The 23,929-nt window shown below is 48.6% G+C and carries 23 protein-coding genes and 1 riboswitch; of the genes, 15 read left to right on the forward strand and 8 right to left on the reverse strand.

All coding sequences use genetic code 11. From position 1 onward, the window contains the following. Positions 1 to 4 precede the first annotated feature (4 nt). Entirely contained in the window at positions 5 to 2,221 is a 2,217-nt protein-coding gene (locus HU147_RS01785) for an MMPL family transporter (RefSeq protein WP_224074603.1), read from the reverse strand. A gap of 197 nt (positions 2,222 to 2,418) precedes the next feature. Continuing rightward, a complete protein-coding gene (locus tag HU147_RS01790) occupies positions 2,419 to 3,270 on the reverse strand; it encodes a metallophosphoesterase family protein (RefSeq protein ID WP_224074604.1) in 852 nt (283 codons plus the stop codon). Between the two features lie 256 nt (positions 3,271 to 3,526). Between HU147_RS01790 and HU147_RS01795 the strand changes: the two genes are divergently transcribed. Next, positions 3,527 to 4,204 carry a serine/threonine protein kinase gene (locus HU147_RS01795; RefSeq protein WP_224074605.1) on the forward strand — a complete coding sequence of 226 codons (678 nt, stop codon included), beginning with the start codon at positions 3,527 to 3,529 and terminating at the stop codon, positions 4,202 to 4,204. A 70-nt stretch (positions 4,205 to 4,274) separates the two neighbouring features. Here the strand turns inward: HU147_RS01795 and HU147_RS01800 are convergent, their stop codons facing one another. Continuing rightward, on the reverse strand, positions 4,275 to 6,695 hold the full coding sequence (locus HU147_RS01800; protein ID WP_224074606.1) for a DUF4084 domain-containing protein: 2,421 nt from the start codon (positions 6,693 to 6,695) through the stop codon (positions 4,275 to 4,277). 329 nt (positions 6,696 to 7,024) lie between these two features. Between HU147_RS01800 and HU147_RS01805 the strand changes: the two genes are divergently transcribed. After that, positions 7,025 to 8,083, forward strand: coding sequence for an LLM class flavin-dependent oxidoreductase (locus HU147_RS01805; RefSeq protein ID WP_224074607.1), 1,059 nt, complete (start codon positions 7,025 to 7,027; stop codon positions 8,081 to 8,083). 66 nt (positions 8,084 to 8,149) lie between these two features. Here HU147_RS01805 and HU147_RS01810 read toward each other — a convergent pair whose 3' ends face one another. Both HU147_RS01810 and HU147_RS01815 read right to left on the reverse strand, forming a co-directional pair. Beyond that, on the reverse strand, positions 8,150 to 9,433 hold the full coding sequence (locus HU147_RS01810; protein ID WP_224074608.1) for an ATP-binding protein: 1,284 nt from the start codon (positions 9,431 to 9,433) through the stop codon (positions 8,150 to 8,152). 240 nt (positions 9,434 to 9,673) lie between these two features. Then, the gene (locus tag HU147_RS01815) at positions 9,674 to 10,540 is read right to left on the reverse strand and encodes an alpha/beta fold hydrolase (RefSeq protein WP_224074609.1); all 867 of its coding nucleotides are present in this window, start codon (positions 10,538 to 10,540) and stop codon (positions 9,674 to 9,676) included. A 138-nt stretch (positions 10,541 to 10,678) separates the two neighbouring features. Here HU147_RS01815 and HU147_RS01820 point away from each other — a divergent pair, with 138 nt between their 5' ends. Continuing rightward, entirely contained in the window at positions 10,679 to 11,401 is a 723-nt protein-coding gene (locus HU147_RS01820) for a class I SAM-dependent methyltransferase (protein WP_224074610.1), read from the forward strand. A 44-nt stretch (positions 11,402 to 11,445) separates the two neighbouring features. Here HU147_RS01820 and HU147_RS01825 read toward each other — a convergent pair whose 3' ends face one another. After that, positions 11,446 to 12,408 carry a YsnF/AvaK domain-containing protein gene (locus HU147_RS01825; RefSeq protein WP_224074611.1) on the reverse strand — a complete coding sequence of 321 codons (963 nt, stop codon included), beginning with the start codon at positions 12,406 to 12,408 and terminating at the stop codon, positions 11,446 to 11,448. A 350-nt stretch (positions 12,409 to 12,758) separates the two neighbouring features. Between HU147_RS01825 and HU147_RS01830 the strand changes: the two genes are divergently transcribed. The 11 genes from HU147_RS01830 (at position 12,759) to HU147_RS01880 (ending at position 21,647) form a co-directional block, all read left to right on the forward strand. Then, positions 12,759 to 12,950 carry a hypothetical protein gene (locus HU147_RS01830; protein WP_036811823.1) on the forward strand — a complete coding sequence of 64 codons (192 nt, stop codon included), beginning with the start codon at positions 12,759 to 12,761 and terminating at the stop codon, positions 12,948 to 12,950. A gap of 175 nt (positions 12,951 to 13,125) precedes the next feature. Beyond that, on the forward strand, positions 13,126 to 14,040 hold the full coding sequence (locus HU147_RS01835; protein WP_224074612.1) for an SDR family NAD(P)-dependent oxidoreductase: 915 nt from the start codon (positions 13,126 to 13,128) through the stop codon (positions 14,038 to 14,040). Between the two features lie 36 nt (positions 14,041 to 14,076). After that, complete coding sequence (locus HU147_RS01840) at positions 14,077 to 14,991, forward strand: SDR family NAD(P)-dependent oxidoreductase (RefSeq protein ID WP_224074613.1); 915 nt, start codon at positions 14,077 to 14,079, stop codon at positions 14,989 to 14,991. Positions 14,992 to 15,013: 22 nt separating this feature from the next. Continuing rightward, a complete protein-coding gene (locus HU147_RS01845; RefSeq protein ID WP_224074614.1) occupies positions 15,014 to 15,922 on the forward strand; it encodes an SDR family NAD(P)-dependent oxidoreductase in 909 nt (302 codons plus the stop codon). 176 nt (positions 15,923 to 16,098) lie between these two features. Continuing rightward, positions 16,099 to 17,205 (forward strand): GTP-binding protein, encoded by a 1,107-nt coding sequence (locus tag HU147_RS01850; protein WP_224074615.1) that lies wholly within the window; start codon positions 16,099 to 16,101, stop codon positions 17,203 to 17,205. Between the two features lie 40 nt (positions 17,206 to 17,245). Next, positions 17,246 to 17,395, forward strand: a complete 150-nt coding sequence (rpmG, locus tag HU147_RS01855; RefSeq protein WP_036811835.1) for a 50S ribosomal protein L33 — start codon at positions 17,246 to 17,248, stop codon at positions 17,393 to 17,395. A 44-nt stretch (positions 17,396 to 17,439) separates the two neighbouring features. Then, on the forward strand, positions 17,440 to 17,709 hold the full coding sequence (rpsN, locus tag HU147_RS01860) for a 30S ribosomal protein S14 (RefSeq protein WP_224074616.1): 270 nt from the start codon (positions 17,440 to 17,442) through the stop codon (positions 17,707 to 17,709). Positions 17,710 to 17,980: 271 nt separating this feature from the next. After that, entirely contained in the window at positions 17,981 to 18,781 is an 801-nt protein-coding gene (locus tag HU147_RS01865; protein WP_224074866.1) for an alpha/beta fold hydrolase, read from the forward strand. A 15-nt stretch (positions 18,782 to 18,796) separates the two neighbouring features. After that, positions 18,797 to 19,738: a GGDEF domain-containing protein gene (locus tag HU147_RS01870; protein ID WP_224074617.1), complete on the forward strand. Its 942-nt coding sequence runs from the start codon at positions 18,797 to 18,799 to the stop codon at positions 19,736 to 19,738. Between the two features lie 149 nt (positions 19,739 to 19,887). After that, on the forward strand, positions 19,888 to 20,691 hold the full coding sequence (locus HU147_RS01875; protein ID WP_224074618.1) for an alpha/beta fold hydrolase: 804 nt from the start codon (positions 19,888 to 19,890) through the stop codon (positions 20,689 to 20,691). A 113-nt stretch (positions 20,692 to 20,804) separates the two neighbouring features. Further along, complete coding sequence (locus tag HU147_RS01880) at positions 20,805 to 21,647, forward strand: STAS domain-containing protein (RefSeq protein WP_224074619.1); 843 nt, start codon at positions 20,805 to 20,807, stop codon at positions 21,645 to 21,647. A 64-nt stretch (positions 21,648 to 21,711) separates the two neighbouring features. Here the strand turns inward: HU147_RS01880 and HU147_RS19380 are convergent, their stop codons facing one another. Continuing rightward, positions 21,712 to 21,834 carry a hypothetical protein gene (locus HU147_RS19380; protein ID WP_263427570.1) on the reverse strand — a complete coding sequence of 41 codons (123 nt, stop codon included), beginning with the start codon at positions 21,832 to 21,834 and terminating at the stop codon, positions 21,712 to 21,714. A 191-nt stretch (positions 21,835 to 22,025) separates the two neighbouring features. Further along, positions 22,026 to 22,907 carry a 4-hydroxy-tetrahydrodipicolinate synthase gene (gene dapA, locus HU147_RS01885; protein ID WP_224074620.1) on the reverse strand — a complete coding sequence of 294 codons (882 nt, stop codon included), beginning with the start codon at positions 22,905 to 22,907 and terminating at the stop codon, positions 22,026 to 22,028. Positions 22,908 to 23,034: 127 nt separating this feature from the next. Continuing rightward, positions 23,035 to 23,213, reverse strand: a riboswitch (Lysine riboswitch). Positions 23,214 to 23,320: 107 nt separating this feature from the next. On the opposite strand from dapA, the gene HU147_RS01890 reads away from it, so the two are divergent. Further along, positions 23,321 to 23,923: an SAM-dependent methyltransferase gene (locus HU147_RS01890; protein WP_224074621.1), complete on the forward strand. Its 603-nt coding sequence runs from the start codon at positions 23,321 to 23,323 to the stop codon at positions 23,921 to 23,923. Positions 23,924 to 23,929: the final 6 nt, after the last annotated feature.

Below are 23,929 nucleotides of genomic sequence, written 5' to 3' on the forward strand. Positions count from 1 at the left end.
AATTTTACTGCTGCACAGTTTTTGTATTTGGAGCGGCTTTGCCTTTCAGCCGTTCCGGCGCTTCCATTTCGTTCATGATGGTTTCGCCTTCCACATCGATGTTTGGCACGATCCGGTCCAGCCATTTTGGCATGTACCAGGCAGCTTTGCCCATCAAGAGCATAACAGCCGGCACGATCATCATCCGGACGATGAATGCATCGAACAGCACGCCGAACGCCAGCGCAAGGCCCATGACTTTCACCATCGGGTCCGGTGCCATCATGAAGCCGGTGAATACCGCAATCATGATGAGTCCGGCAGCGGTCACAACGCCGCCGCTGTCGCGGAGTCCGGCAAGCACCGCTTTCCGGGCGTCGCCCGAATGCGTGAATTCTTCGCGCATCCGGCTGACGAGAAACATCTCATAGTCCATCGCCAGGCCGAACAGGATACCAACGACGATGATCGGAAGGAAGTTCAGGACAGGGCCCGACGTAGAGAAGCCAAACAGTTCATAGAAATTGCCGTCCTGGATGACCCAAGTGACAAACCCTAAAGTGGCACCAAGGGACAGGACGAATCCGAGCACCGCTTTCAGCGGCACAAGAATCGAACGGAATACGATGACCAGCAGGACAAATGCCAGTCCGATGATCAGCGTCGCAAATACCGGCAGCGCGTCGGCCAATTTATCGGAAGTGTCGATATTGACGGCGGTCAAACCGGTGACGAACAATTCCATGCCTTCGTAGTCGGCATCTCGAATTTCATTGACAAGCTCTTTTGTTTCGGCATCATTCGGGCCAGTCACCGGATTCAAGGTGATGACGGCCATGTCGCCCGTTTCTTTCGGGATGACATTCGAGATATAGGCAACGTGGTCCATCGCGGTAATGTCCGCTTGCAGCGTTTCCAGCTGGCTCAGAACTTCGCCGCCTTCTTCCGCTTTTGCAACGACGACAAGGGAAGCGTGATAGCCTTCACCGTAGGCTTCTTTCAGAAGATCGTAAGCTTGGCGTTCATCGGTGTCTTCTCCGTAGAAGCCATCATCCGGTAATCCCAGTTCCATGTGGAAAAACGGGATAGAAATGACCCCGAGAATCACCATGCCGGCAAGAGCAACCACCAACGGGAATTTCCCGACAAGGCGCGCCCAGCCGTTCATGAGCTTGCCGGACAGTTTGACGCGGTCGGTAAACCGTTCGCTGACCGTTTTCTTGCGCCCAGCCGGCGGGGTCATTTTATCGCCCAGCAGGTAAATGACAGCCGGTACGACAGTCACTGCAATGACGATGGCCAGAAATACGCCGACCGCAGCCGTATAGCCCATCATCGACAGGAATGGAATTTGCGGCACGGACAAACCGAGCAGCGCGATGACAACGGTCAGGCCGGCGAACACGACGGCGCTTCCGGCAGTGCCGTTGGCAATCGCGACGGCTTGTTTGATGGAATAGCCTTTTTCATATTCCTGGCGGAAACGCGACAGGATAAACAAGGCATAGTCGATGCCGACCGCCAGCCCGAGCATCGCAGCAAGTGACAGACAGACGGTTGAAATGGACGTGAAGTTCGTCGCGAATACGACGCCAAGAAGTCCGATCCCAAGACCGACTCCGGCAGTGACAATCGGCATGCCTGCGACAAGCAGTGAGCCGAAAGTGAAAAACAGAATCAGAAAGGCTGCGAGTACGCCAAGCACTTCCGTCGCCATTTCCATTTTAAAAGGATGCACTTCGACATCGCCGGACAGTTCTGTCTGAATGCCGGCGTTTTCCGTAATCTCAATCGCTTCTTTGACATGGGCGATCGACTCCTCGGACACATCCGCTGCGACCGTGTCGTACATGACCATTGAGTAAGCGATGGTCTGGTCTTTGTTGTAGTTCATCAGCATGTCGGGCGTATAGACCGCTTCGACTGCCTCGTCTTCCTGGACGCTTTGGACCACTTCGTTCAGTTTCTCCGCAACATCCGGATCCATCAAGGTTTTGCCTTCAGGCGCCTTGTGGACAAGCAGGATCTGGCCGCCGGCATTGCCGACTTCCGGGAACTCCTCTTTCATCATTTCGATCGTATCTTGCGAAGACGTGCCGGGAATCGACAAATCTTCATCAAATTCAAAGCCGTAACCGAGCACAAGCCCGCCCATCACGAGCAGCAGGATGAGTGCTGCTGCAATCACCGCTTTCGCATGGTTCATGGACCATTGCCCTAATTTATATAAATATTTAGCCATAATAAACCCCTTCCAATTTTCCAAGCACTACCTATATTAATATAAAACGGAAGGGAAGTGCACGTTCTACTGAGGGCATGACCAATTTATTCGCGCGGAGCGGACACAGAATATTCAATTCTGGAAGCAGGGCAAGCTAGTAAATGGAAAACAGGCAGGCCAATGGGCGGCTTGCCTGCTGGATGCAGCTGTAAGGCTTATACTTTCTCCCGATTATCTGTCCGTACAGGAAATGCGATGCGATGCTGCATGTCATTCAAGGTTCCGAGCGGATGCGGGTTGAGCTGAAAATGGCTGATGGCGTTGCCGATCACTTGCGCCTGTTTGTTGAGTTCCGGGTCGTACAAGTCGATGGAGTGGATGGAAATCTCGGAATCCGACACTTCGATGACGCGCACTGCCTGTTCGTCGAGAACGGCGGCAATCTGCATGAAGCTCCACTGATTCCGCTCGACAATCGAATTGAAATGGTTATGGCCGTTGACATACAGCCCGCGTCCTCGTTTTTGGCTTAACACAGTCCACACTGGAATGTCGGGAGGGATGCAGAGCTTATCCTGATTGGAGTTCGTCGTCGTGCCGTGGACGGGATGATGGGCGAACACAATCAGCGGCAGATTTCCGCTTCCTTCAACTACGTCATCAAACCAGTCCAGCTGCTCCGGGTCGATTGTGCCTCCCCAGTCCTCGTTGTCCTGTTCTTTTGCGGTGTCGAGAAAAGCGAGGGTAGCTGCATCTGTCGTGATGGCCTGGTAGCGCTGCTGCTTGGTAACCATCAGCACTTCGTTGCGTGTCATACCGTAGACATCGTGATTCCCAAGTACATGAACGAACGGTTTCTGGTGCTGGTCGATCAAGGCATAGACTTCCTCGAGCTCCTCTTTCAGCCCGTAATTCGTCAAGTCGCCAACGGATACATACAAGTCTGCTTGAATTGAAAAAAAGCGTTCCAGAAACGTCTCGTAAAAAGCGTTGCGCTCTTCCTCTGTCAACAAATAGCCTTCTTCGAGTGCCGGATAATGCAAATCGCCGATTACTGCAATTTTCAATGTCTCCATCTCCTCTCATTCGCTTACGCCATCCAGTATGGCAGACCATTGCTAAGCTGCTTTAAAGAAAATATTAAGCTTTGTAAACTTTCGGTTCCGAAGCCGAATATATGAGCGGTTCCAGTTTTATTGAACGGTACCAATCTATTTTCCTTGGGCTTTCAAGGAGCTGTTGCTGTCCCTCGGAATCGACTTTCTTTATACTGAGTGGAACAAGACGAAGGTTTTTGGCAATTCCTATTTAAGGAGAGATGGCATGGAACAATCATGGCAGGCGGCTTCCAAATCATTGAACAACATTACCGTAACGTCACACCCGGACAATGAGCCGGTCACGATACAAGGGGTAGCCGGGGACATGCGCTGCATCGGCGTTGGAACAGATGCCGCGGTGTTCCAGTCGCTCATAGAACCCGGCTATGCGTTTAAGGTATATGCAGACGGCAAGCAGGACAAACTCGAAGCGGAAGCGGAAGTGTATAAGCGGCTGGGGGACTCGCGATTTTTCTCCCAATGCTTTGGCGCCACGGACCGGCTGCTGGTCTTGAAATACGAAGAAGGGCCGACGCTTTTTGACTGTCTGCTGCAGGGCATTCCGGTTCCGGATCAAGTGATTGCCGATGTGGAAGCGGCCCGCGATTTTGTACGAAAGCAAGGGATGAATCCGCGCGACATCCATTTGAAAAACATCCTTTTGCAAAATGGGCGCGCAAAACTGCTTGATGTATCGGAATACATCAAGCCGGGCAACGATTTCCGGTGGGAGCATCTGAAAAAAGCGCATAGCGAATACTACGGTTTGATCAAAGGGACCCCGATGCCGTTCTGGCTGCTGGATACAATCCGGAAATGGTATCATCACTGGAACAATTATTCTTCATCGATTGACGAGTTTATGGAGATTGTCTTTAGACAGCTGAATTTCCGAAAATAATAAATCGGCCTGGTGCATTTAAAACCCCCTTTCCGTTTAAAACTTAAAACGGGAAAGGGGGTTTTTATTATTACCGCATATTAATGGAGTCCATTTTTTTATTGATCAAGGAGGCGAGAGTTTCTGCAGGCAGCGGTTGGCTGAAAAAATAACCTTGGATCTCGTCGCATTTCAGCGTTTTTAGGGACGCGAGTTGTTCAGGCGTTTCCACACCTTCTGCAATGACGGACAATTCCAGGCTATGGGCCATCGAAACAATCGCTTCGACAAGTGCTTTGTCTTTTGGATTGGCCACCATGTCCTGGATAAACGGCCGGGCGATCTTCAAGCTGTTGATCGGGAATTGTTTTAAATAAACCAAGGACGAATAGCCGGTGCCGAAATCATCCAGTGCGATTCGAACCCCCATATTCCGCAATGCCTGCATACGGGCAATCGTTTTTTCCGCATCATAGACTGCGACGCTTTCCGTGATTTCCAGTTCCAGTGACGAAGCGTCAAAGCCGGTCGCCTCGAGCACTTCTTGGACTGTATCCAACAATTCGTCATGCATAAATTGTAGGGGCGACAAGTTGACGGCAAGCTTTAAATGGGGATGGCCCTCGTCGTGCCATTTTTTCGCCTGCATGCAGGAATTGTACAGCACCCATTTTCCAATCGGGATGATCAGGCGGGTTTCTTCCGCCAGCGGGATAAATTCGGCGGGCGAAATGATCGTCCCGTTACATGTCTGCCAGCGGATCAAGGTTTCCATGCCGATGATTTTTCCAGTGGCTGCTTCTACTTGCGGCTGGTAATGCAGAATGAATTCCTCGTTATCGAGCGCATCCCTTAAATCGTTTTCGAGCTGGATTTTGCGGGATATGGTCGCCTGCATATCGCCGGAGAAAAACTGGTAGTTGTTTTTCCCGTTTTCTTTTGCATGGTACATGGCGATATCTGCGTGTTTCATCAATTCCTCGGTCGTTTCACCGTCCTGTGGATAAACGGCAATGCCGATGCTCATGGACACATGCAATTCCTGGCCGTTAACTACTACCGGCTTCTCGAGGATGGACTGGATTCTTTTGACAAGCGGCACAATGTCTTCGGTGGCTTTGATGTCATTCAGGATGATGGTGAATTCGTCGCCGCCTTGCCGCGATACCGTATCGATTTGGCGCAGGTTCTCAGCCATCTTTTTGGAGAACCCTTGCAGCAGCAAGTCGCCGAATTCATGGCCAAAAGTATCGTTGATGTTTTTAAAGCGGTCCAAGTCGACAAAGACTACCGCGATTTGATGCGAACGGCGTTTGGCTGAAGCAATTGCGTCATTCAATTTGTCCAAAAACAGCCTCCGGTTCGGCAATCCACTCAGCGCGTCATGGTAAGCCATATGCTCCATTTTCTGCACGGCTACTGCCAATTGTTCGTTCTTCGTGCTGAGTTCGGCGGTCCGTTGTTCGATTTTCTCTTCCAGCATAGAAGTTAAATCATGATATTGGGCCAATAATTTCTGGTTTTCAAGCACAGTGAAGACTTGCCTTAATATAATTAGGGCGACCGATATGCCCGCTCCGGCAATCAGGCCTTTCATGGGGCCGTCTTTTTCAAAAACCATGACGATGAACAGCAGCACGAGGCTAAAGTAGGGCAATAACATTCGCAGCGAAATGCCGTCGTCGTCGGCTGGCCCTGCGTCAGCGGTCAAGCCCGGCGTATCCGCTTCTTTTCTTTGTTCCTGCAGTGCGTATATGCCGGCAAGAGCCGTCAGCAAAAGGCCCACTGTCCATAGCGGGTCGAAAAGAGTTCCGGAAACATAGCTGTCGGACTTGGTAGAATAATAAAGGTAGGCTGTATCGGCGAAAATCTGGACGCCCGAGCTTGCACAAATCAGCGCCAAAACAGGACGGGAGAACAGAATGTCCGTCCGGATATAAAAACTGACCGCACAGAACAAGAGCATCAAATCTCCGACCGGATAACCGATCGATGTAGCGAGCAGTAAAGGAGAAAGCGAACCTTCGGAAAATACATATTGAATTACAAAATGCCAGCTGATTGCCGTAAAAACAGCTATAATGATGCACATATCAAACAGGAATTTAATTTGATTGCTGTTTTTTTTCTTATGCCACAACTGCTGAAGAAAAGCAGCGATGAAAAAAAGAATCTGGAGAAAATAAAAAAGGTCTGCCCATCCCGGGTAAGGCACTTCGCTTTTGGGAATCAGGGAATAATAGATCCGGATGCCTTCTGCAATGGCATAGCTGAGACAGCCCAGTGCAAAAAGAAACCAAAAATACTTTCTTGGGCCTTGCATCTTCCGGTAAACGGCATAAAGCGTCAGCGTAGCAATCAATGAAGCCGAAAAAGGGATGGCGTATGTTCCGACCATTTCAACCGTTTCGTTAAAGCCGCCATAAAAAAGCCATATGTAATAGATGGTTACGTGAAATATTAAATAGGAAATAAACAGTTTGTGGGGTTCAGGCTTTAAAATGGTCTTCACCTCATTCAGAGTAAGGGCATTCCACGGACAAAAGAGCCGGCGATAAATTTATTGTAAATTTACTGATAATTAAAATATATGATATAAAAGTACTTTTTTGATAAAAAGAAATTCTCTTTCATTTATTATAGAGTTTAAAAGAAAATAAAGAAACATATTTATTACAGATTATAACAATTTTTTGTAAAATTATTCCCACCTTCTCTGATAAAAAGATTTTAGAGAAGAGCTTGAAAAAAGAAGAGCACTTTACTTACTTTACTGTCGATGGCAAGATATACTGAATTCAAGATATTTTTTAATGCATGTATCAGGGAAGGATGGAAGATATGGAGAAATACCGCATCAATCAGCAAAATGGCCTGGAATTCGGGCTATATACATTAGGGGACCACATCCCGGATCCGCGGACAGGCGAACGGATTTCAGCCGGCGAACGCATCCGTCAAATAATTGAGTTGGCCAAGCTTGCGGAACAGGCAGGAATCGACTTTTTCAGTGTCGGTGAAAGCCACCAGGACTACTTCGCCACGCAGGCGCATACCGCGGTAATCGCGGCCATTGCCCAAGCGACCGAAAAGATTAAGATTTCGAGCTCGTCGACCATCATCAGCACGTCCGATCCGGTGCGCGTGTTTGAAGACTTCGCCACCATTGATTTGATTTCGGAGGGGCGGGCAGAAATAGTCGCCGGCCGCGCGTCGCGCATCGGACTGTTTGAATTGCTTGGCTATGACATCAGAGATTATGAAGAATTATATGAAGAGAAATTTGCCTTGCTGCTTCAGATCAACGAACAGGAAGTGGTCAATTGGAGCGGCGAATTCCGGGCACCGCTCCGCAACGCCCGCATCATCCCGCGCCCACAGAACGGCTCATTGCCGATTTGGCGTGCGGTCGGAGGGCATCCGGCAAGTGCCATTAAAGCAGGGCACGCAGGAGTTCCGATGATGCTTGCCACACTCGGCGGACCAGCGGAAAGCTTTAAGTACACGGTGGACGCTTACCGGGAAGCCGCGGCCGAAAGCGGCTTCGATCCGGCTGAGCTGCCGGTGGCGACGGCCGGATTTTTCCATGCGGCCGAAACGACGCAGCAGGCATTTGATGAAATGCATCCGCATATCGACAAAGGCATGATGCTGACAAACGGCCGGGGCTATCCAAAGCCGCATTTCTACCAGGGGGCGCATCCACATGATGTGATGAACATCGGCAGCCCGCAGCAAATCATCGAAAAAATCCTGTATCAACATGAAGTGTTCGACCACCAGCGCTATATCGCCCAAATGGACTTCGGCGGTGTGCCGTTCGACCGCTTGCTGCGGAATATTGAATTGATCGGCAATGAAATTCTGCCGGCAGTGAAAAAATACACAGCAAAAAGCTGAAAATGAGAAAACGGACAGCCTTAAAGAGGATGTCCGTTTTTAGTTGGCCGGATTGTCCCGCAGGCTTTAGGAAATGGCTTCGATTTCTGTCGGCTGGTATTTCACTAGCTTCATGTCAAGGCCTTCCGTTGAGACAATTTCCAGCTTTGTATAAAGGAGATCGATGGTCTTGTGAAGAGCGGCAAGCGAGTTTTCGGAAATATTGAACCGGCCGAACATTTGGCTGTAGGATCCGTTCGGTTTGACTTCATCGCCCACTTTTCGGTTGATGACCGCGTTCAATATGCCGGGCATTGCCAGGATTTCTTCAAGCCCTTTGATTTCAGCGATGGTCCCATGATTGAGCAGGATCGGCAAATTGCACGAAGGATACGGCATATAGCTGTTGTCGTATTTCGAAATGTCGTATTTGGCAACATTTTCGCCGACGGCATAGTCGAGCATCATTTCGAGCAGGTTGACGCCGGTTTGCTTTTCAACGATCGTATAGTGTTGGGAACCGCTGATCCGGAAGCCCATTTCGTAAATATAAAATTCCTCATTTTCATATAAAGCCTGAATCAACAGAACGCCGTTGTTGATATTCATAGCGCGGATCATCTCCCGCACTTGCGGATCCACTTTTTCCAGGTAAAGTTCTTTATGGCGGGACGGAAAAGCGACGGCGATCGGCAGCGGCGGATGTTCCTTTGCCTGCTTGTGCACGTGGCGGTCTGTGACAGCGGACAAGTACACTTCCCCGTTTTGGACCGTATAATACATCATGGTGCCGTAAGGCGTGTCGATAAACGGTTCGATGATGGCTGTTTGAGATTTGGAATAATCAAGGGCTTTTTGATAGCCCGCCTTCAGTTCTTCCGGGCTGTAGCACACGGTAATGCCCTGGCTCGCATAGCTGTCAACCGGTTTGGCGATGACCGGGTACTTCAAGGCGACGAGATCTGCCTCATTCAAGTCTGCACCGATTTCATATTCGCCGATGACCGGCACGTTGAATTGGCGGCAAAATGCCTTGAACTGGTCTTTGTTCGAACAGATTTCCAGCTGTTCTTTCGTTGCGTAATAGCGCATTCCCAATTTTTCGCACAATGCCAAAGCGTTCCACGTATTCAAGTCATCAAAACCATTGAACACGCCGTCGATCCCTTCCGACTGTGCGATTTCCACTAAGCGGTCCATATCCGAGGTGCTGACATCGTAGGACCGATCGGCGTATGCTTTCGCAGGGGAGCCAGGTGCCTTGTCCGTCACGATGGTGTAGAACCCCATTCTTTTTGCGGTTTCTACGACGTCAATCATATGGGAGATTCCGCTAAGGATTAATATTTTTTTGGCGGCCGTCTTTTTCATTTTTTTACCTCCAGTGAATGTTGGGATGACGAATCTTTAGGGCATGAATCGGCAAGGGAAGGAAAGAATAAAAATGATTATTTTATTAGGCAGAAAGAAATGGTTAATTCCGCACACTTAATACAAAAATAGCAAGACAAATAGCATAAGTCAATATAGTTATCTGAATTTTTCGATATGTAGATAAAGAATTTTAAACAGGGCAACGTAAAAAGCGGGTCCATTAATTGGACCTGCTTTTTAAGAGTTGCTTTTGAAAAATCTTAAAAACTCCGCACAAGTTTCCTCCGGCGCTTCTTCAGCCAGGTAATGGCCGCAATCGATGCCGTGCCCTTCTACATCGTCCGCCCAGCTGCGCCACACGTCCAGCACATCGTACCAGTTCGGCAAAGAACCTTTTTCGCCCCAAAGTACAAGAGTGGGGCAGTTGATTTTTCGGGTTGCGCGGTCCTGTTCGTCAATGTCACAGTCAATTGTAGCGGCCGCCCGGTAATCTTCACACATTGCATGGATGGTACCGGGAAGATGGATTGCCCGCCAATATTCCGCGAGTGCTTCCGGATGGAATAAATGGCGGGTGCCCTGAAAATAGAAATTGTCCGGGTTCTGGCCGATGACGCGTTCCGGAAAATCAAAAGGCTGCGCCAGGAAAAACCAATGCCAGTATCCCATGGCGAAATCCTTGTTGGCGCGCCGGAACGTTTCGCCGGTCGGGATGATGTCCAGCACGGCCAGTTTTTCGACGGCTTCCGGAAAATCGAGTGCCAGCCGGTAAGCACAGCGCGCTCCGCGGTCGTGTCCGGCGACCGAGAAACGGTCGAATCCGAGTTCTTTCATGACCGCAACTTGGTCTTTTGCCATTTCGCGTTTCGAATAAGTAGAATGGTCCTCGGCCGATTCCGGTTTGGAACTGTCGCCGTAGCCCCGGAGATCCGGCATCACCACGGTGAAATGCTCGGCAAGCCACGGCGCAATCAAATGCCACATTGCATGCGTCTGCGGATGGCCATGAAGCAGCAGGAGCGGTGGGCCTTCGCCGCCGTAGCGAAGGTTGATCTGTGCGCCTTCCGTATCAATTGTGGTTTGGCGGAAATGTTCAAACAGCATGGAATCCACTCCTTTTCCGGTTTTACTTAGTTGTTCCCTTAAAAACCATTTTCAATCCGTTCGGATGAACCATATTGACATGTGGAAGGAATGGGCTTATAGTTCAATCAATTTAAAAACGGAAGGCGGAGAAGCGAGATGAAACTGTACAAGGAATTGGCAGAATGGTGGCCGCTGATGTCTCCCCATACAGAATACGAAGAAGAAGCGGGACTGTACCTGGAAATTATCCGGCGCTATCATCCTGGCGTCCGGACGGCGGTAGAATTCGGCAGCGGCGGAGGCAGCAATGCGTATTACTTCAAGCAGCATTTTTCCATGGTGTTGACCGATTTATCGCCGGACATGCTCGAAATCAGCCGGAAATTGAATCCGGAATGCGACCATATCCAGGGAGATATGAGGAGCTTGGATCTTGGTTCGCAGTTCGATCTCGTTTTCATCCATGATGCCATTATGTATTTGACGACGGCGGCTGATTTACTGGAAGTCATGCACAACGCAAAAAAGCACTTGAACGAAAACGGAATTTTGCTGATCATGACGGACCATTTCACGGAAACTTTTCAGACGGAAACGAGCCACGGCGGCATCGACCAAGGAAAGAAAGGCATGCGCTATCTGGAATGGACTTATGACAGCGATCCGGATGACCATGTAACGGAAACCGAATACGTCTATGTGATGCGGGATGAAGAAGGTAATGTGTTCCGGGAATACGACCGGGCCGAGTCGGGCTTGTTTTCGATGGCGGAGTGGGAAGAACTGCTTGCAGAGGCCGGATTCAAAGCCCATTTCGAACGGGTGGAGTACACTTCTATTGAAGGGACTTATTTTGCCATAGCGGCGACTCAAGAGTAAAAGGCAATAAAAAAAGCAGCCGCTAGGGCTGCTTTTTGAATGAATTATAAACGGTCGCGATCCGTACGGTTTGTTGCATCGGTACGGTTTTTGTTAAGCTGGCCGTCTTCATCAATATCCGCTTCTTCGCGGCGGACGGTTTCGTTCACTGTTTCTGTATCCTGCACTTTGCGTTTGCCGACGACGATTTCTTCAGAAACGACGTCTTTTTTCGTTACTTCCACTCGTTCTTCCGTCAATGGTACGTGGATTGTTTCATTGTCTTCATATGCCCCTGTAGTACCCAAACCGCCTTCAGTTGCAGAAGCTTCTTCGTTTACCGGACGGCGTTCGATATACACTTCTTCGCGTTCCACCGGTACTTCGATGGACTGTTCGCTTTCAACAACGTGTTTGCCGACATTCACTTCGCCGGTTTGCACGCGGTCTTTGTTTACGTTCAAGCGCTCTTCGTGAAGGCGAAGCGTTTCTTCATCCGTATCGCCTGTTCTGCCGAATGTGCTGTCTGTAGAATCAAAATTCGTGCCAGTTGTTCTGCTCGAATCGAAATCCGCACCCGTTGTGCCGCCTGTGCTGAACGGTGCATCCGTTGCAGTTCCAGCGATTGCAGAATCGCTTCTTGTACGGTCACGGTAGCTGTTATAGGAATCACCGTATTCTTTGTCTACGTATAATAAGATTTTGCCGTTTTCCACTTGGTGGTAGTATGCATCACGGTCCGCAGGGTCTAATCCCATGTTGTCAAACGCACTGCGCGTGTTGTCATCTCCGGATAAGAAGTTCACGAATTTCCCCATGAATCCTTCATCCTGCTGCTGGCCTGTAGAGCCTTGCGTATCCAGGTTGACATCTGTCTGTCTCCGGATCATATTCAATTGGTCATTGTCCCGGGCGATAACATAAATATCATCCTCGGTATACCCTTGAGCTTTCAATTCGTTCACTTGGCTTAATACTTCTGCCTGTACGTCATATACACCTATAAGTTTGTTACCTCTTTTTTCCATTTCGAATTCCTCCTTGTAGTTGATGAATCCCTTTTAAAAAGCAAGGTAGTGTTTATGTACCCGGTGTTTTAGCGGCTAAACATCTTCTCAAAATAGACAAATTTAAAACAGGGCATCAGGTTTGTGATCCAATAATTGAAGGAAGTATAATGATAAGGCTGCTATATGGAAGAAAAAATTTTCTCTTGGTTTATTTTTCACATTTTTATAGAGAAATGATCAATAAAAAAAGATAGAGGGTTTAATTAAAGAAAAAATAAGGAATAGAAAAATAATTTGATAGAAAAGTCTGAAAATTTTAAGGTTATCTATTATAATAAATTACACCAATCGAAAGGGAGGCTATAAAAATGGAAGTGATCAAAGGATCTAGCATGATGATCAAAACGGCGCGCACTCTTATTGAAGACGGATGGTCTTTCGTTCAGGATGAGTTTGATGTCATTATAAGCGCAGAAAATAAGCTTACCGGAGAAGCCGTCTCTTTCCCGTCCATCGGCAATTTGAAAAGATGGCTTTACGAAAAAGCATTGAGCTATTAAATAGTACAACGTCCATAAAGAAACAACCGCATTAAAGCCGGCCGGCTCATCATTTGGCCGGCTTTATTTTTTTGTTCGAAACCGTTCCGGCTCGAGGCGTCAGGCACGTTTCTCTTAGTGGAAAAGGGGTATGGCTAAACCATCTAAAACTTACCTGTTGAAAGGAGGAATAAAAATGGCGAAGCACGCTTCGCGTGAAGGGCTGACCGTGGTCATTACCGGAGCATCAAGCGGTTTTGGAAAAGGCGTTGCACGGAAGCTTTCGGAAGAAGGGGCCAATGTGGTGCTTGCAGCCCGCCGGACCTCGCTGATTGAAGAACTGGCCCGGCAATGCGGCCCGAATGCGGTGGCCGTCACCACTGATATTAGTAATGAAGGCGATATGCAGCACCTGATGGATACGGCTTTGTCCCGGTTCGGAAAGGTCGATGTCTGGTTCAATAACGCCGGCCTTGGCATTCTCGGATCTTTTACGGATACGCCGTTGAAAGATCTGAACCGCCTGGTCGACATCAATATGATCGGAACGATGTACGGCACCCACTTGGCGCTCCGGCAATTTAAAAAACAGGGGCATGGGACGCTCATCAACATGTCGTCCTTTGTCAGCAAAGTACCCTTGCCATTCGGTGCCGCATACACTGCCACGAAATTCGGCATCACCGGGATGACGGGCGGTATATATGAAGAAATGAAACTGGAAGGGCATAGCGACATCCATATCTGCGCGGTGCATCCATGGGTGACAGATACACCTTGGGTGGAGCATCTCGCCAATTACAGCGGCCATGAAATTGTGCTCGGGCCAGTGGACGTTCCGGAAAAAGTCATCGGCGTTGTCATCGGTCTGATCGATCAGCCGAAAGCGGATGTGGATGTTGGGTTCAAATCGAAAGCGGCGGTGGCTTCTTTCGAACTCATGCCGCAAGTAGTCGAATATTTGAATGGCCGGTCGCTGCTCGGAATGCTGCGGTCTGCACCGGAAGCGGGGAATTCGGCGGGCAGCCTTCACCAGCCGAAATATGAAGGCACCGAAGTTTCCGGAGAAATGCGCAATCGGCTGAAAAAGAAACTTACAGGAGACAAGTGAGAAGGGGAAAATCTAAAAGAACGGGGAGGAAACAGCATGCCTAATGAACGCTTACGCGAAGGCTTGACGGCAGTAATCACCGGCACATCCAGCGGCATTGGAAAAGGAGTGGCTATACAGCTGGCAAAAGAAGGGGCAAACGTCGTGCTCGCCGCGCGCAGAACCAACGAAATCGAGAAGCTGGCAGAGGAATGCGGACCGAATGCGATTGCAGTGACAGCTGATATCACAAAAGAAGAAGACATCGCTCGGCTGCTTGAAACAGCGGTCTCTGCGTACGGAAAAATCGATGTCTGGATCAACAATGCCGGAACCGGAACGTATGGCTCGTTTACCGATACGCCGCTGAAAGACCTGAACCGCACGGTGGAAGTCAATTTTCTGGGGACGCTCTATGGCTGCCATTATGCCCTTAACCAATTCAAAAAACAAAAACACGGCACGCTGATCAATGTGGCGTCTTTTGCCAGCAAAGTTCCCCTTGCATTCGGCGCAGCCTATACCGCAAGCAAATACGGTGTATCCGGCCTCACCAATGGCCTGTATCAGGAATTGAGTTTGGAAGACTACAAGGACATTCATATCTGTTCCGTCGATCCGTGGGTGACGGATACGCCTTGGACAGTGCATGCCGGCAATTACAGCGGCCATGAAATCGTCATCGGGCCGGCGGACGATCCGCAGCAAGTGGTGGATGCCATCCTTAGCCAGATTGACAATCCGGAGCAGAATCTGGAAGTCGGTGCCAAAGTGAAAGGAACTGCAGCGTTAAGCAATGTCTTGCCGAAAACGACACGTTCGCTGAACAGCCGGCAGTTTCAGCAGATGCTCGAAGCAGCACCCCCTGCGCCTGCGACTTCAGGCAGCCTGTTTGAGCCGCGTCCGGAAGGGACTGGTGTATCGGGCGACCTGCGCGAACGATTTGAAAAGAAAATGGCCGGTGAAAAATAATTAAAGGACAGGAGGAATTATGATGGCCAAAAAAACGTCCCGCGAAGGGCTGACCGTAGTTATTACAGGAGCGTCGAGCGGATTTGGGAAAGGCGTCGCCCGGCAGCTTGCTGCTGAAGGGGCAAATGTCGTATTGGCTGCACGCCGTACCGCTTTGATTGAGGCGCTGGCAGAGGAACTGGGGCCGCGTGCGATTGCAGTGACGACCGATGTCAGCAAAGAAGAGGATGTCGCGCATTTGTTTGAAGAGGCGCTCTCGGCATTCGGCAAAATCGATGTGTGGATCAACAATGCCGGCATCGGGGCTATCGGGCCATTCACCGATATTCCGACCGATGATTTGAAGCGCGTCATCGAAGTGAACGTTAAAGGAGTCATCAATGGCAGCCATTTCGCACTGCGCCATTTTAAGGAAACGAAAAAAGGCATTCTCATTAATCTTGGTTCAGTTACGAGCGAAATTGCGTTTCCGTATTACGCCGGCTACAGCTCGTCAAAACATGCCGTTGCCGGACTGGGTGCTGCGCTGAACGAAGAAATGCGGCTCGAAGGATATGAGGATATCCATGTCTGTACAGTCATGCCGTGGGCGACCGATACGCCTTGGTTTATCCATACCGGCAATTATACCGGCCATGCCGCTGAAATGAAGCCGATGGACGATCCGCAAATCGTCATTGATGCCATCGTCGGGCTGCTTGATAAACCGCAGGAATCTGTGGCAGTGGGCGCGAAATCGAAAGCCTCGGTTCTGTCGAGCCATTTGATGCCGGGCGCGACGGAATCGGCCAATGCCAAGTTTGTTCAAAAAGTCATCCAAGACGCTCCGCCGATGGAGCCAAATACCGGTTCGCTGTATGAACCGATGGAAGCGGGAAGCGAAGTGGAAGGCGGATTGCGCGAACGGATGAAACGGGAAAAACGCTCGTAAAAGGCAAGCAGAAGTTGGCCGGCAAATAGCTGCAGGTTAAATCAGCCGCTCTAAATGCGGCTGATTTTTTATTTATGCATAAAAGGCTTGATTTGTGAAAGAACGGTCTGTAGTATATAAAACGTAATGATTACGATTTAAGGGGTGCGCAAAGAAGGAAGGGTGGAAACAGGCATATGGAAGGCAAAATCCCGGTGACGGTTTTGAGCGGCTATTTGGGCTCGGGGAAAACGACATTATTGAATCACATTTTGCAGAACAGCGAAAAGCTGAAAGTGGCGGTCATTGTGAACGACATGAGCGAAGTGAATATTGATGCTTCTTTGGTGAAGCAGATAAACTTTTTAAGGGCTGAAGAAAAATTGGTGGAACTGCAAAACGGTTGCATTTGCTGCACACTTCGGGAAGATCTGATTTTGGAAGTGGAAAAGCTCGCCAAAAGCGGAGATATTGACTATATCGTCATCGAATCTTCCGGAATTAGTGAACCGGTTCCGGTAGCCCAGACATTTACCTACATAGATGAAACCTTGAATGTGGACTTGCTGAATTTATGCCGGTTGGACACGATGGTTACGGTGGTGGATGGCGACGCTTTTTGGCAGGACCTTGCATCTGGAGAGACATTGCTTGACCGAAAGCAACAGGCTGCCGCAGCAGATGACCGTGAAATTGCAGATTTGCTCATTGACCAGATCGAATTTGCCAATGTTTTGGTGTTAAACAAAATCGATTTGCTGCCGGAAGAAAAGTGCTTGGAGCTAAAAGGTGCGCTTCAGGCCCTAAACCCTGAAGCTCGGATCATCGAAGCGTCCTATTCGCAAATCGCTTTAAGCGAAGTGCTGAATACCGGCTTGTTTGATTTTGAAACGTCAAGCCAAAGTGCAGGCTGGATCAGAGAACTCAATGAAGAACATGTGCCTGAAACAGAGGAATACGGTATTTCCTCATTTGTTTACCGCAGCGACAAGCCGTTCCACCCGGAGCGCTTGGAAAAATGGATGCTCGATTGGCCGGTGGAAGTGATTCGGGCGAAAGGTTTCTTATGGCTTGCGACCCGCAATGATACGGCAGTCTTGTTATCTCAAGCCGGACCATCTCTAAGCATTGAAAGGGCGGGGACCTGGGAAGCGGAAGAAGGCAGTAAAATGACGGAACTTGTGTTGATCGGAATACAGATCGATCCGAAAGCACTTGCAGAACAGTTAGACGGTTGCTTGCTGACCGATGAAGAGCTCGCATCGGATTGGAAGTTATTAAAGGATCCGCTGCCGGCATGTTAATGCTTAAGGTAAAAAGCAATTTACCAAGGAGGAGAAAAAATTGAGAGTGAATATCATTTTAGCTTGCACGGAAACAGGAGACCGGAATTACACGACTACAAAAAATAAGCGGAATAACCCTGAGCGGATTGAGTTAAAGAAATACAGTCCCCGGCTTAGAAAAATGACGCTGCACCGGGAAACAAAATAAAAACTTAAATCAATCACAATGAATATTTTTAAGAGGAGCAAAAGATGGCTAAAAAATCGAAGATTGCAAAAGACCAAAAACAAAGAAGAGTGGCAGCGCAATTTGCAGAGCGGCGGAAAGAGTTGAAGGGAAACGGCGATTATGCTGCATTGGCAAAACTGCCGAAAGATTCAAACCCCATCCGTTTGAAAAACCGCTGTTCGCAGACCGGGCGGCCGAGAGCTTATTTACGGAAATTCGGAATGTCGCGCATCGCTTTCCGGAACCTCGCGCATAAAGGGCAGATTCCTGGAGTGAAAAAAGCGAGCTGGTAATGTACTGGAAACGGTAATTGAAGTCATGAAGTCCGGCAATTTTTCAAAACAGGCAATTCTACATAAAAAAGGCAGTTGGACTCAATTCCCAACTGCCTTTTTTGCTATGTCAATTTGTATAAGTTACCGAACCTTTTTGTTCATTTTTGGCGTCAGTGTATAGTAGGATTGGTATAAGTCCTTGCTTTCTTCCTTTTAGTGGTATGATGGAACTTACTGTTTAAAAGCAGAATGGCTTGTTTTTGAATTTACAAAGGGGTGTTTTTTTATGGTGGATACAGATATTTTAAAACGCAATAACGTCCGGTTGTTCGGACAAGGGCAGCAAATGCTGGTCTTTGGGCACGGCTTCGGCTGTGACCAATACGTTTGGAGTGACATTGCCCCGGCTTTCGAAGAAAAGTACCGGGTAGTGCTGTTCGATTACGTAGGAGCAGGGAAAAGCGATAAATCGGCTTACACCACGGAACGATATGGAACTTTGCACGGATACAAGCAGGATTTGCTCGATTTATGCGATGCGTTGAATTTGGAAAACATTGTGTTTGTCGGCCATTCGGTCAGCAGCATGATCGGCATGCTCGCTTCCATTGAACGTCCGGGCTTGATCGATAAGATGATCATGATTGCCCCTTCTCCTTATTATTTGAACGAACCGGATTATCACGGCGGCTTTGAAAAATCCGATATTGATGAGCTGCTCGATATGATGGAAATCAATTATAAAGAATGGGCAAAATACTTGGCGCCAGTCGTCATGCAAAACGAAGATCGACCACATCTGGCAACAGATTTTGAGGAAATCCTGTGTTCCAACGATCCCGTGATTGCGCGCCAGTTTGCGGAAGTGACTTTCACATCAGACGTCCGCTCCGAGCTTTCGAAAGTCTCGGTTCCTACACTGATTCTTCAGACGCGCTTTGATGCCATCGCACCGCCGGAAGTGGGACAGTATGTCCATGAGAACATTAAAGGAAGCCAGTTAAGGTTGATGAATGCGGCCGGACATAATCCGCATATCAGCGATTCGGAAGAAACGGTAAGGATGATAAAGGAATACTTGGAAAACTAGGAAGGGGATTCGGGGATGGATGTGCAATTGAACTTGGCGCCATTTTGCTATTTGGTGATTGATGAAAATTACAAGATTATCGAGATGAACTTGGCGATGCGGGAATTGGTCGGGGCGGAACATCATGTGCCTGGCAATATCCATAACCTGCTGACCGTCGCCTCCCGTGTCTATTTCCAAACGTACTTTATGCCTTCCATTACTTTACACGGAAGGGTCGATGAAATGTTTTTGACCGTAAAAAGTGCGGCTGGACCGGTTCCGGTGCTGATGAACACGGTCAAACGGAACGGATTTTACGAATGTGCCTTGATTCCGATGACCATCCGCGGTGAATATGAAAAGGAATTGCTGCTGGCAAAGCGCAATGCTGAAAAAATCAATCAGGAAACGGCAGAAGCCTATTCCAAGCTTCAAAACTTGCTGGCTGAAGTTGAGCAAAAGCAGCTGGAGCTGGAAGAGCTGAACGCTAACCTTTTGCAGATGACCACTACCGATCCGCTGACCGGATTGAAAAACCGGCGTTATTTGGAAGAAATGATGTCCGAAATGGCTGGCCAGGCGGAAGCAGGAAGACCGCTGTCGCTGCTTGTGATTGACATTGATTTCTTCAAACGTATCAATGATACTTGCGGCCATCAAACAGGGGATGCAGTTTTACAGGAATTGGCCTGGAAGCTGCTGAATGAAGCAAACGGGCTCGGCACTGCCGCCCGTATGGGTGGAGAAGAGTTTGTCATTGTGTTGCCTGGTGTCGGTAAACGGAAAGCGCAGGAATTCGCGGAAAAACTTCGCGGAAAAATTGAACATGGCGAATGGCTCCATGTTGCCATCACGGTAAGCATCGGTGTTGCAGCCTATGAACCCGGTGATAATGCGGATTTGTTGTTTGCTCGAGCGGACCAGGCTTTATATGCTTCAAAAAATGCCGGACGGAACCGGGTTACAGTTGCGTAAGTGTTTAGAATCACAATATTTGGCCCAAAACCCCTTCTGCCTGCAGGCAGAAGGGGTTTTTAAGGTCTTATCCTGTTTAATTCCCTGCGTGTTCGATAGAATGAAAGGAAGGCATATAATAATTTTATGCTCCAGAGTTGGAGGCGCAAATGAATTTAACTGTAAGCAAGCGAAATAATGTACGCTGCTTAGGCCACGGAGAAAAGGTGCTGGTTTTTGCTCATGGATTCGGCTGTGACCAATACATATGGGACAATATTGCGCCAGCCTTTGAAACGAAATACCGCGTCGTGCTGTTTGATTATGTAGGATCTGGCAGAAGCGATAAAAAAGCTTATTCAAAAGAACGCTACGGGACTTTGCATGGCTATAAGCAGGATTTGATTGAGCTTTGTGATGCATTGGGTCTGAAAAATATTGTTTTTATCGGCCATTCGGTCAGCAGCATGATTGGTGCATTAGCCGCTATCGAACGGCCGGATTTGATCAAGAATTTAATCATGATTGCCCCTTCTGCCCATTACTTGAATGAACCGGGATACCATGGCGGGTTTGAACGGGCAGATATTGAAGGAATGCTGGAAATGCTAGAAACGGATTATAAGGGGTGGGCAAAATATTTGGCCCCTGTCGTCCTGAAAAATGCTGACCGGCCGGAATTTGCGGAAGAATTTGAACGGCTCCTGTGCTCAAATGATCCGGCCATTATGAAACAGTTTGCGGAAGCGACGTTTTTGTCAGATGTCCGGGACGACCTTCAGCTGGTAGCGGTTCCGACGCTGATTCTTCAAATGCAGAATGACGCCATTGCACCTGTAGAAGCAGTAGCTTTTGTGCACAGCCGTATACGGGACAGCGAGTTAGTGCGGATAGAAGGGGAAGGCCATAATCCGCATGTCAGCCACTCAGAAGAAACAATTGAAAAAATTCTGGATTACTTGAAGAAAGTCTAGCCAGACAATATCAGGCTTCTCAGAAAAAATATCTTTGCGGGCGTATCCGAACGGACTTTCTGCAGTTATAATAAATTCAACAAATCTTACGAATGTTGCTTATGGAGGTCCGAATGGAAAGAGAAATCAGGTTGCTTGGAGAGCGTGTGGTAGAAGATCAACGCTTGATTGCCGAACTTATACAGGAAGAAACTTTAAAAAACGCCAGCCTTGAAGAGATTGAACAGTACAAAGAATTTCTTGAATCTGTTTCTCAATTCCGGACGGGCTTTATCACGCTGTTGGGGAAATCAATTCAAAATTACACAGATCCGGAGACGGTTTTTGAAGAAATTTCCAGTTGGGGAGAAGCTACCGGGAATTATTTTTTGCAAGAAGGCATGTCGCTTGATCAAGCGTTGGCAGAAACGCATCTGTACCGCAAGCATATCGGCAAGGTGATTAAAACAGAGGCAATCCAGAAGAAAGTGCCGCTGAAAATTCTGTTTGAAGTCATGGAGTTTTTCCATTCCCTGCTGGACCACGCGGCCCATTCGTACAGCTCTACTTACATCAACTCCTATCAGAAGAATCTGGCAGCTGCTAGGAAAGAATTCCTCGAGTTGTCATCGCCGGTTGTTCCGGTAAATGACCAAATCGCCGTCCTGCCGATTGTCGGAGCCATTGAAGTGGACCGGGCGCAGCATATCCTCGAGAAGACTTTGCTTGCTGTTGGCCGTCTGCAGGTTTCGGTTCTGATCGTCGATTTATCGGGAGTCGTAAAAGTCGACTCGATGGTTGCCGAGCAAATCATCAAACTGACGCAATCCTTGAACTTGATCGGCGTAAAGGCAGTATTGACCGGCATCCGTCCGGAAATAGCCCAAACCATGATCCAGCTCGGAATCGACGTCAATCAGCTGTCATTAGGCGGAAGCTTGAAACAGGCATTTAAAAAACTGACTGAAATGAAGTAAGAGAAAAACCGCTGAAGCGTTGGCTTCAGCGGTTTTTTTAGCGGTCGAGAAACAAAAGAAGCGTTTATTCATTTCGCTCCAAGTGGACGCTTTCCGCGGGCACGGCTTCAGCTGCTTCCTTCGCTGCGCTCAGTGCAGGGTCTTCAGCTCGTGCTGCTCCCGCTGGAGTCGCCACTTTCCGCTTCATTCGGTTTACTCTTTTATATAGAGAACTCTTTTTATCAAAAAGAGTGGAAGAGTAAGCATGCTATTTATTCATTGCTCTCCCTCGATATGGAGCAACCCAGCGGAGACGCCCGCGGCAAGCGGAGCTGGTTTGCGGAATATCGGTTGATAAGTTCTCTCTTTTTCTTCTTGTTTTTCATCTATTAAATCTAATCAAGAGTTGACTCTGCCGGACGATAACACCTGACGTAATGTTAGGGTCTCCTGTTCGTTCAATGGAATCATCGGCAAGCGGACGCCTCCGACTTCTACGCCAGACAGATTCAAGGCCGTTTTCACCGGCACTGGATTTGGCGCAGCAAACAATGCATTCATGACTGGCAGCAGGCCGCGGTGTGCCGCAGCTGCAGCTGTATTGTTGCCGTTTCGGAAGTTGGTAATCATGTCTTTCATTTCATTGCCGATAATGTGCGCCGCAACCGACACGATGCCGTTGCCTCCGATTGAAAGAATCGGCAAGGTCAAGCTGTCGTCTCCGCTGTAAAGCGTAAAGGAATCAGCGGTGCGTTCAATGATTTCAGCTGCTGCATCCAGGTTGCCGCTCGCTTCTTTGATGGAGACGATGTTGTCAATTTGGGACAAACGAACAACGGTGTCTACAGATAAGTTGACCACGCTGCGCCCCGGGATGTTATACAGCATAATTGGCAGGCGCGTTGATGCGGCGATGGCCTGGAAATGCTGGAACATTCCTTCCTGTGAAGGTTTATTGTAATACGGCGTCACCAGCATAATGGCATCGACTCCGACGTCCTCGGCTTGTTTGGTCAAAGAGATGGATGCGCGCGTGTTGTTTGATCCGGTTCCTGCAATTACAGGGACCCGTCCATTTGCAGTTTCCACGACGAACTTGAACAGCTGCACTTTCTCTTCTGTCGATAGGGTCGGAGATTCACCGGTCGTACCGGCTACCACGAGTCCGTCTGATCCGTTCGCGATTAGATGCTCCACTAAGTTTTTCGTTGCTGGAAAATCGATTTCTCCGTTTGTATCAAATGGCGTCACCATTGCTGTAATAATTTGGCCGAAATTCATAATACCACCCTTTTCTCATTTTTTTTTTAGAATCAGAGGTGATGGACCAGCCGCATGTAAAATAAAAAAGCAGCAACGAGGGTCTCGTTGCTGCGTATAGAAACAATGTTCACTCCATCGTTTCCGTGCGTCAGATAGCCCTCCATATAGTTTCCTATATGACAGTCCTGCATTTGTTTAATGCAGAACCAGCGGAGTCGACCATGAGTGTCTCACCGCTTCGGCAAATCCCCCTTTCCAGGAACGTCAAAGGATCTCATACTCCTCGGTTCGTGTACTGATGGTTTTTGCGCCTCTATCCTCACTCCATGTTACAGGAGCAAGAAAATATTGAATTAGCTAAACTTTATCAAATTCTCTTTCCAAATGCAAGGGAAGGGCGTACTATTTTTACTGAAATGGAGGGAAGTGCTGTGAATGAGCATCAACGCGATGAACAATTGAACATCCGCACGGCAAAAAGCCAAGCGGGCTTTCCGGACTCGCTGCACCATAACCGCTACGAGCCCACGCCGTATGCGCTGCTGGACATTCTGTTCGGCGAATACCGGCTGGCGCCTGAAGACAGGCTCGTTGATTTTGGCTGCGGCAAAGGTCGGCTGAATTTCTATGTGCATCACCGCTTCGGGCTGGAGTCGGCCGGCGTCGAGATAGATGAAACCTTTTACAAACAAGCTTTGGAAAATCGGGCAAATTTTGAGAAGAAGCACAGACAGGCCAAAGGGAAGATTGATTTTTGCTGCTGCCTGGCACAGGATTATAATATTGCGCCGGGAGACAACCGGTTTTATTTCTTTAATCCGTTTTCAGTCCAGATTTTCATGTCTACCGTCAACAATATTTTAAAGTCGGTGGAAGGGGCACCGCGTCCGGTCGACTTGATCCTGTTTTTTCCCTCGAATGATTACGTAGACTATTTGGAAAACCGGACGCTCTTTGAACAGGCGGCGGAAATTCCGCTTCCGGGCATCGAACGCGACCTCCGGGAACGCTTCCTGATTTACCGGCTTCCGTAAAGTGGA

The sequence above is a fragment of the Planococcus chinensis genome (assembly GCF_020071995.1).
Lineage (GTDB): Bacteria > Bacillota > Bacilli > Bacillales_A > Planococcaceae > Planococcus > Planococcus chinensis_A.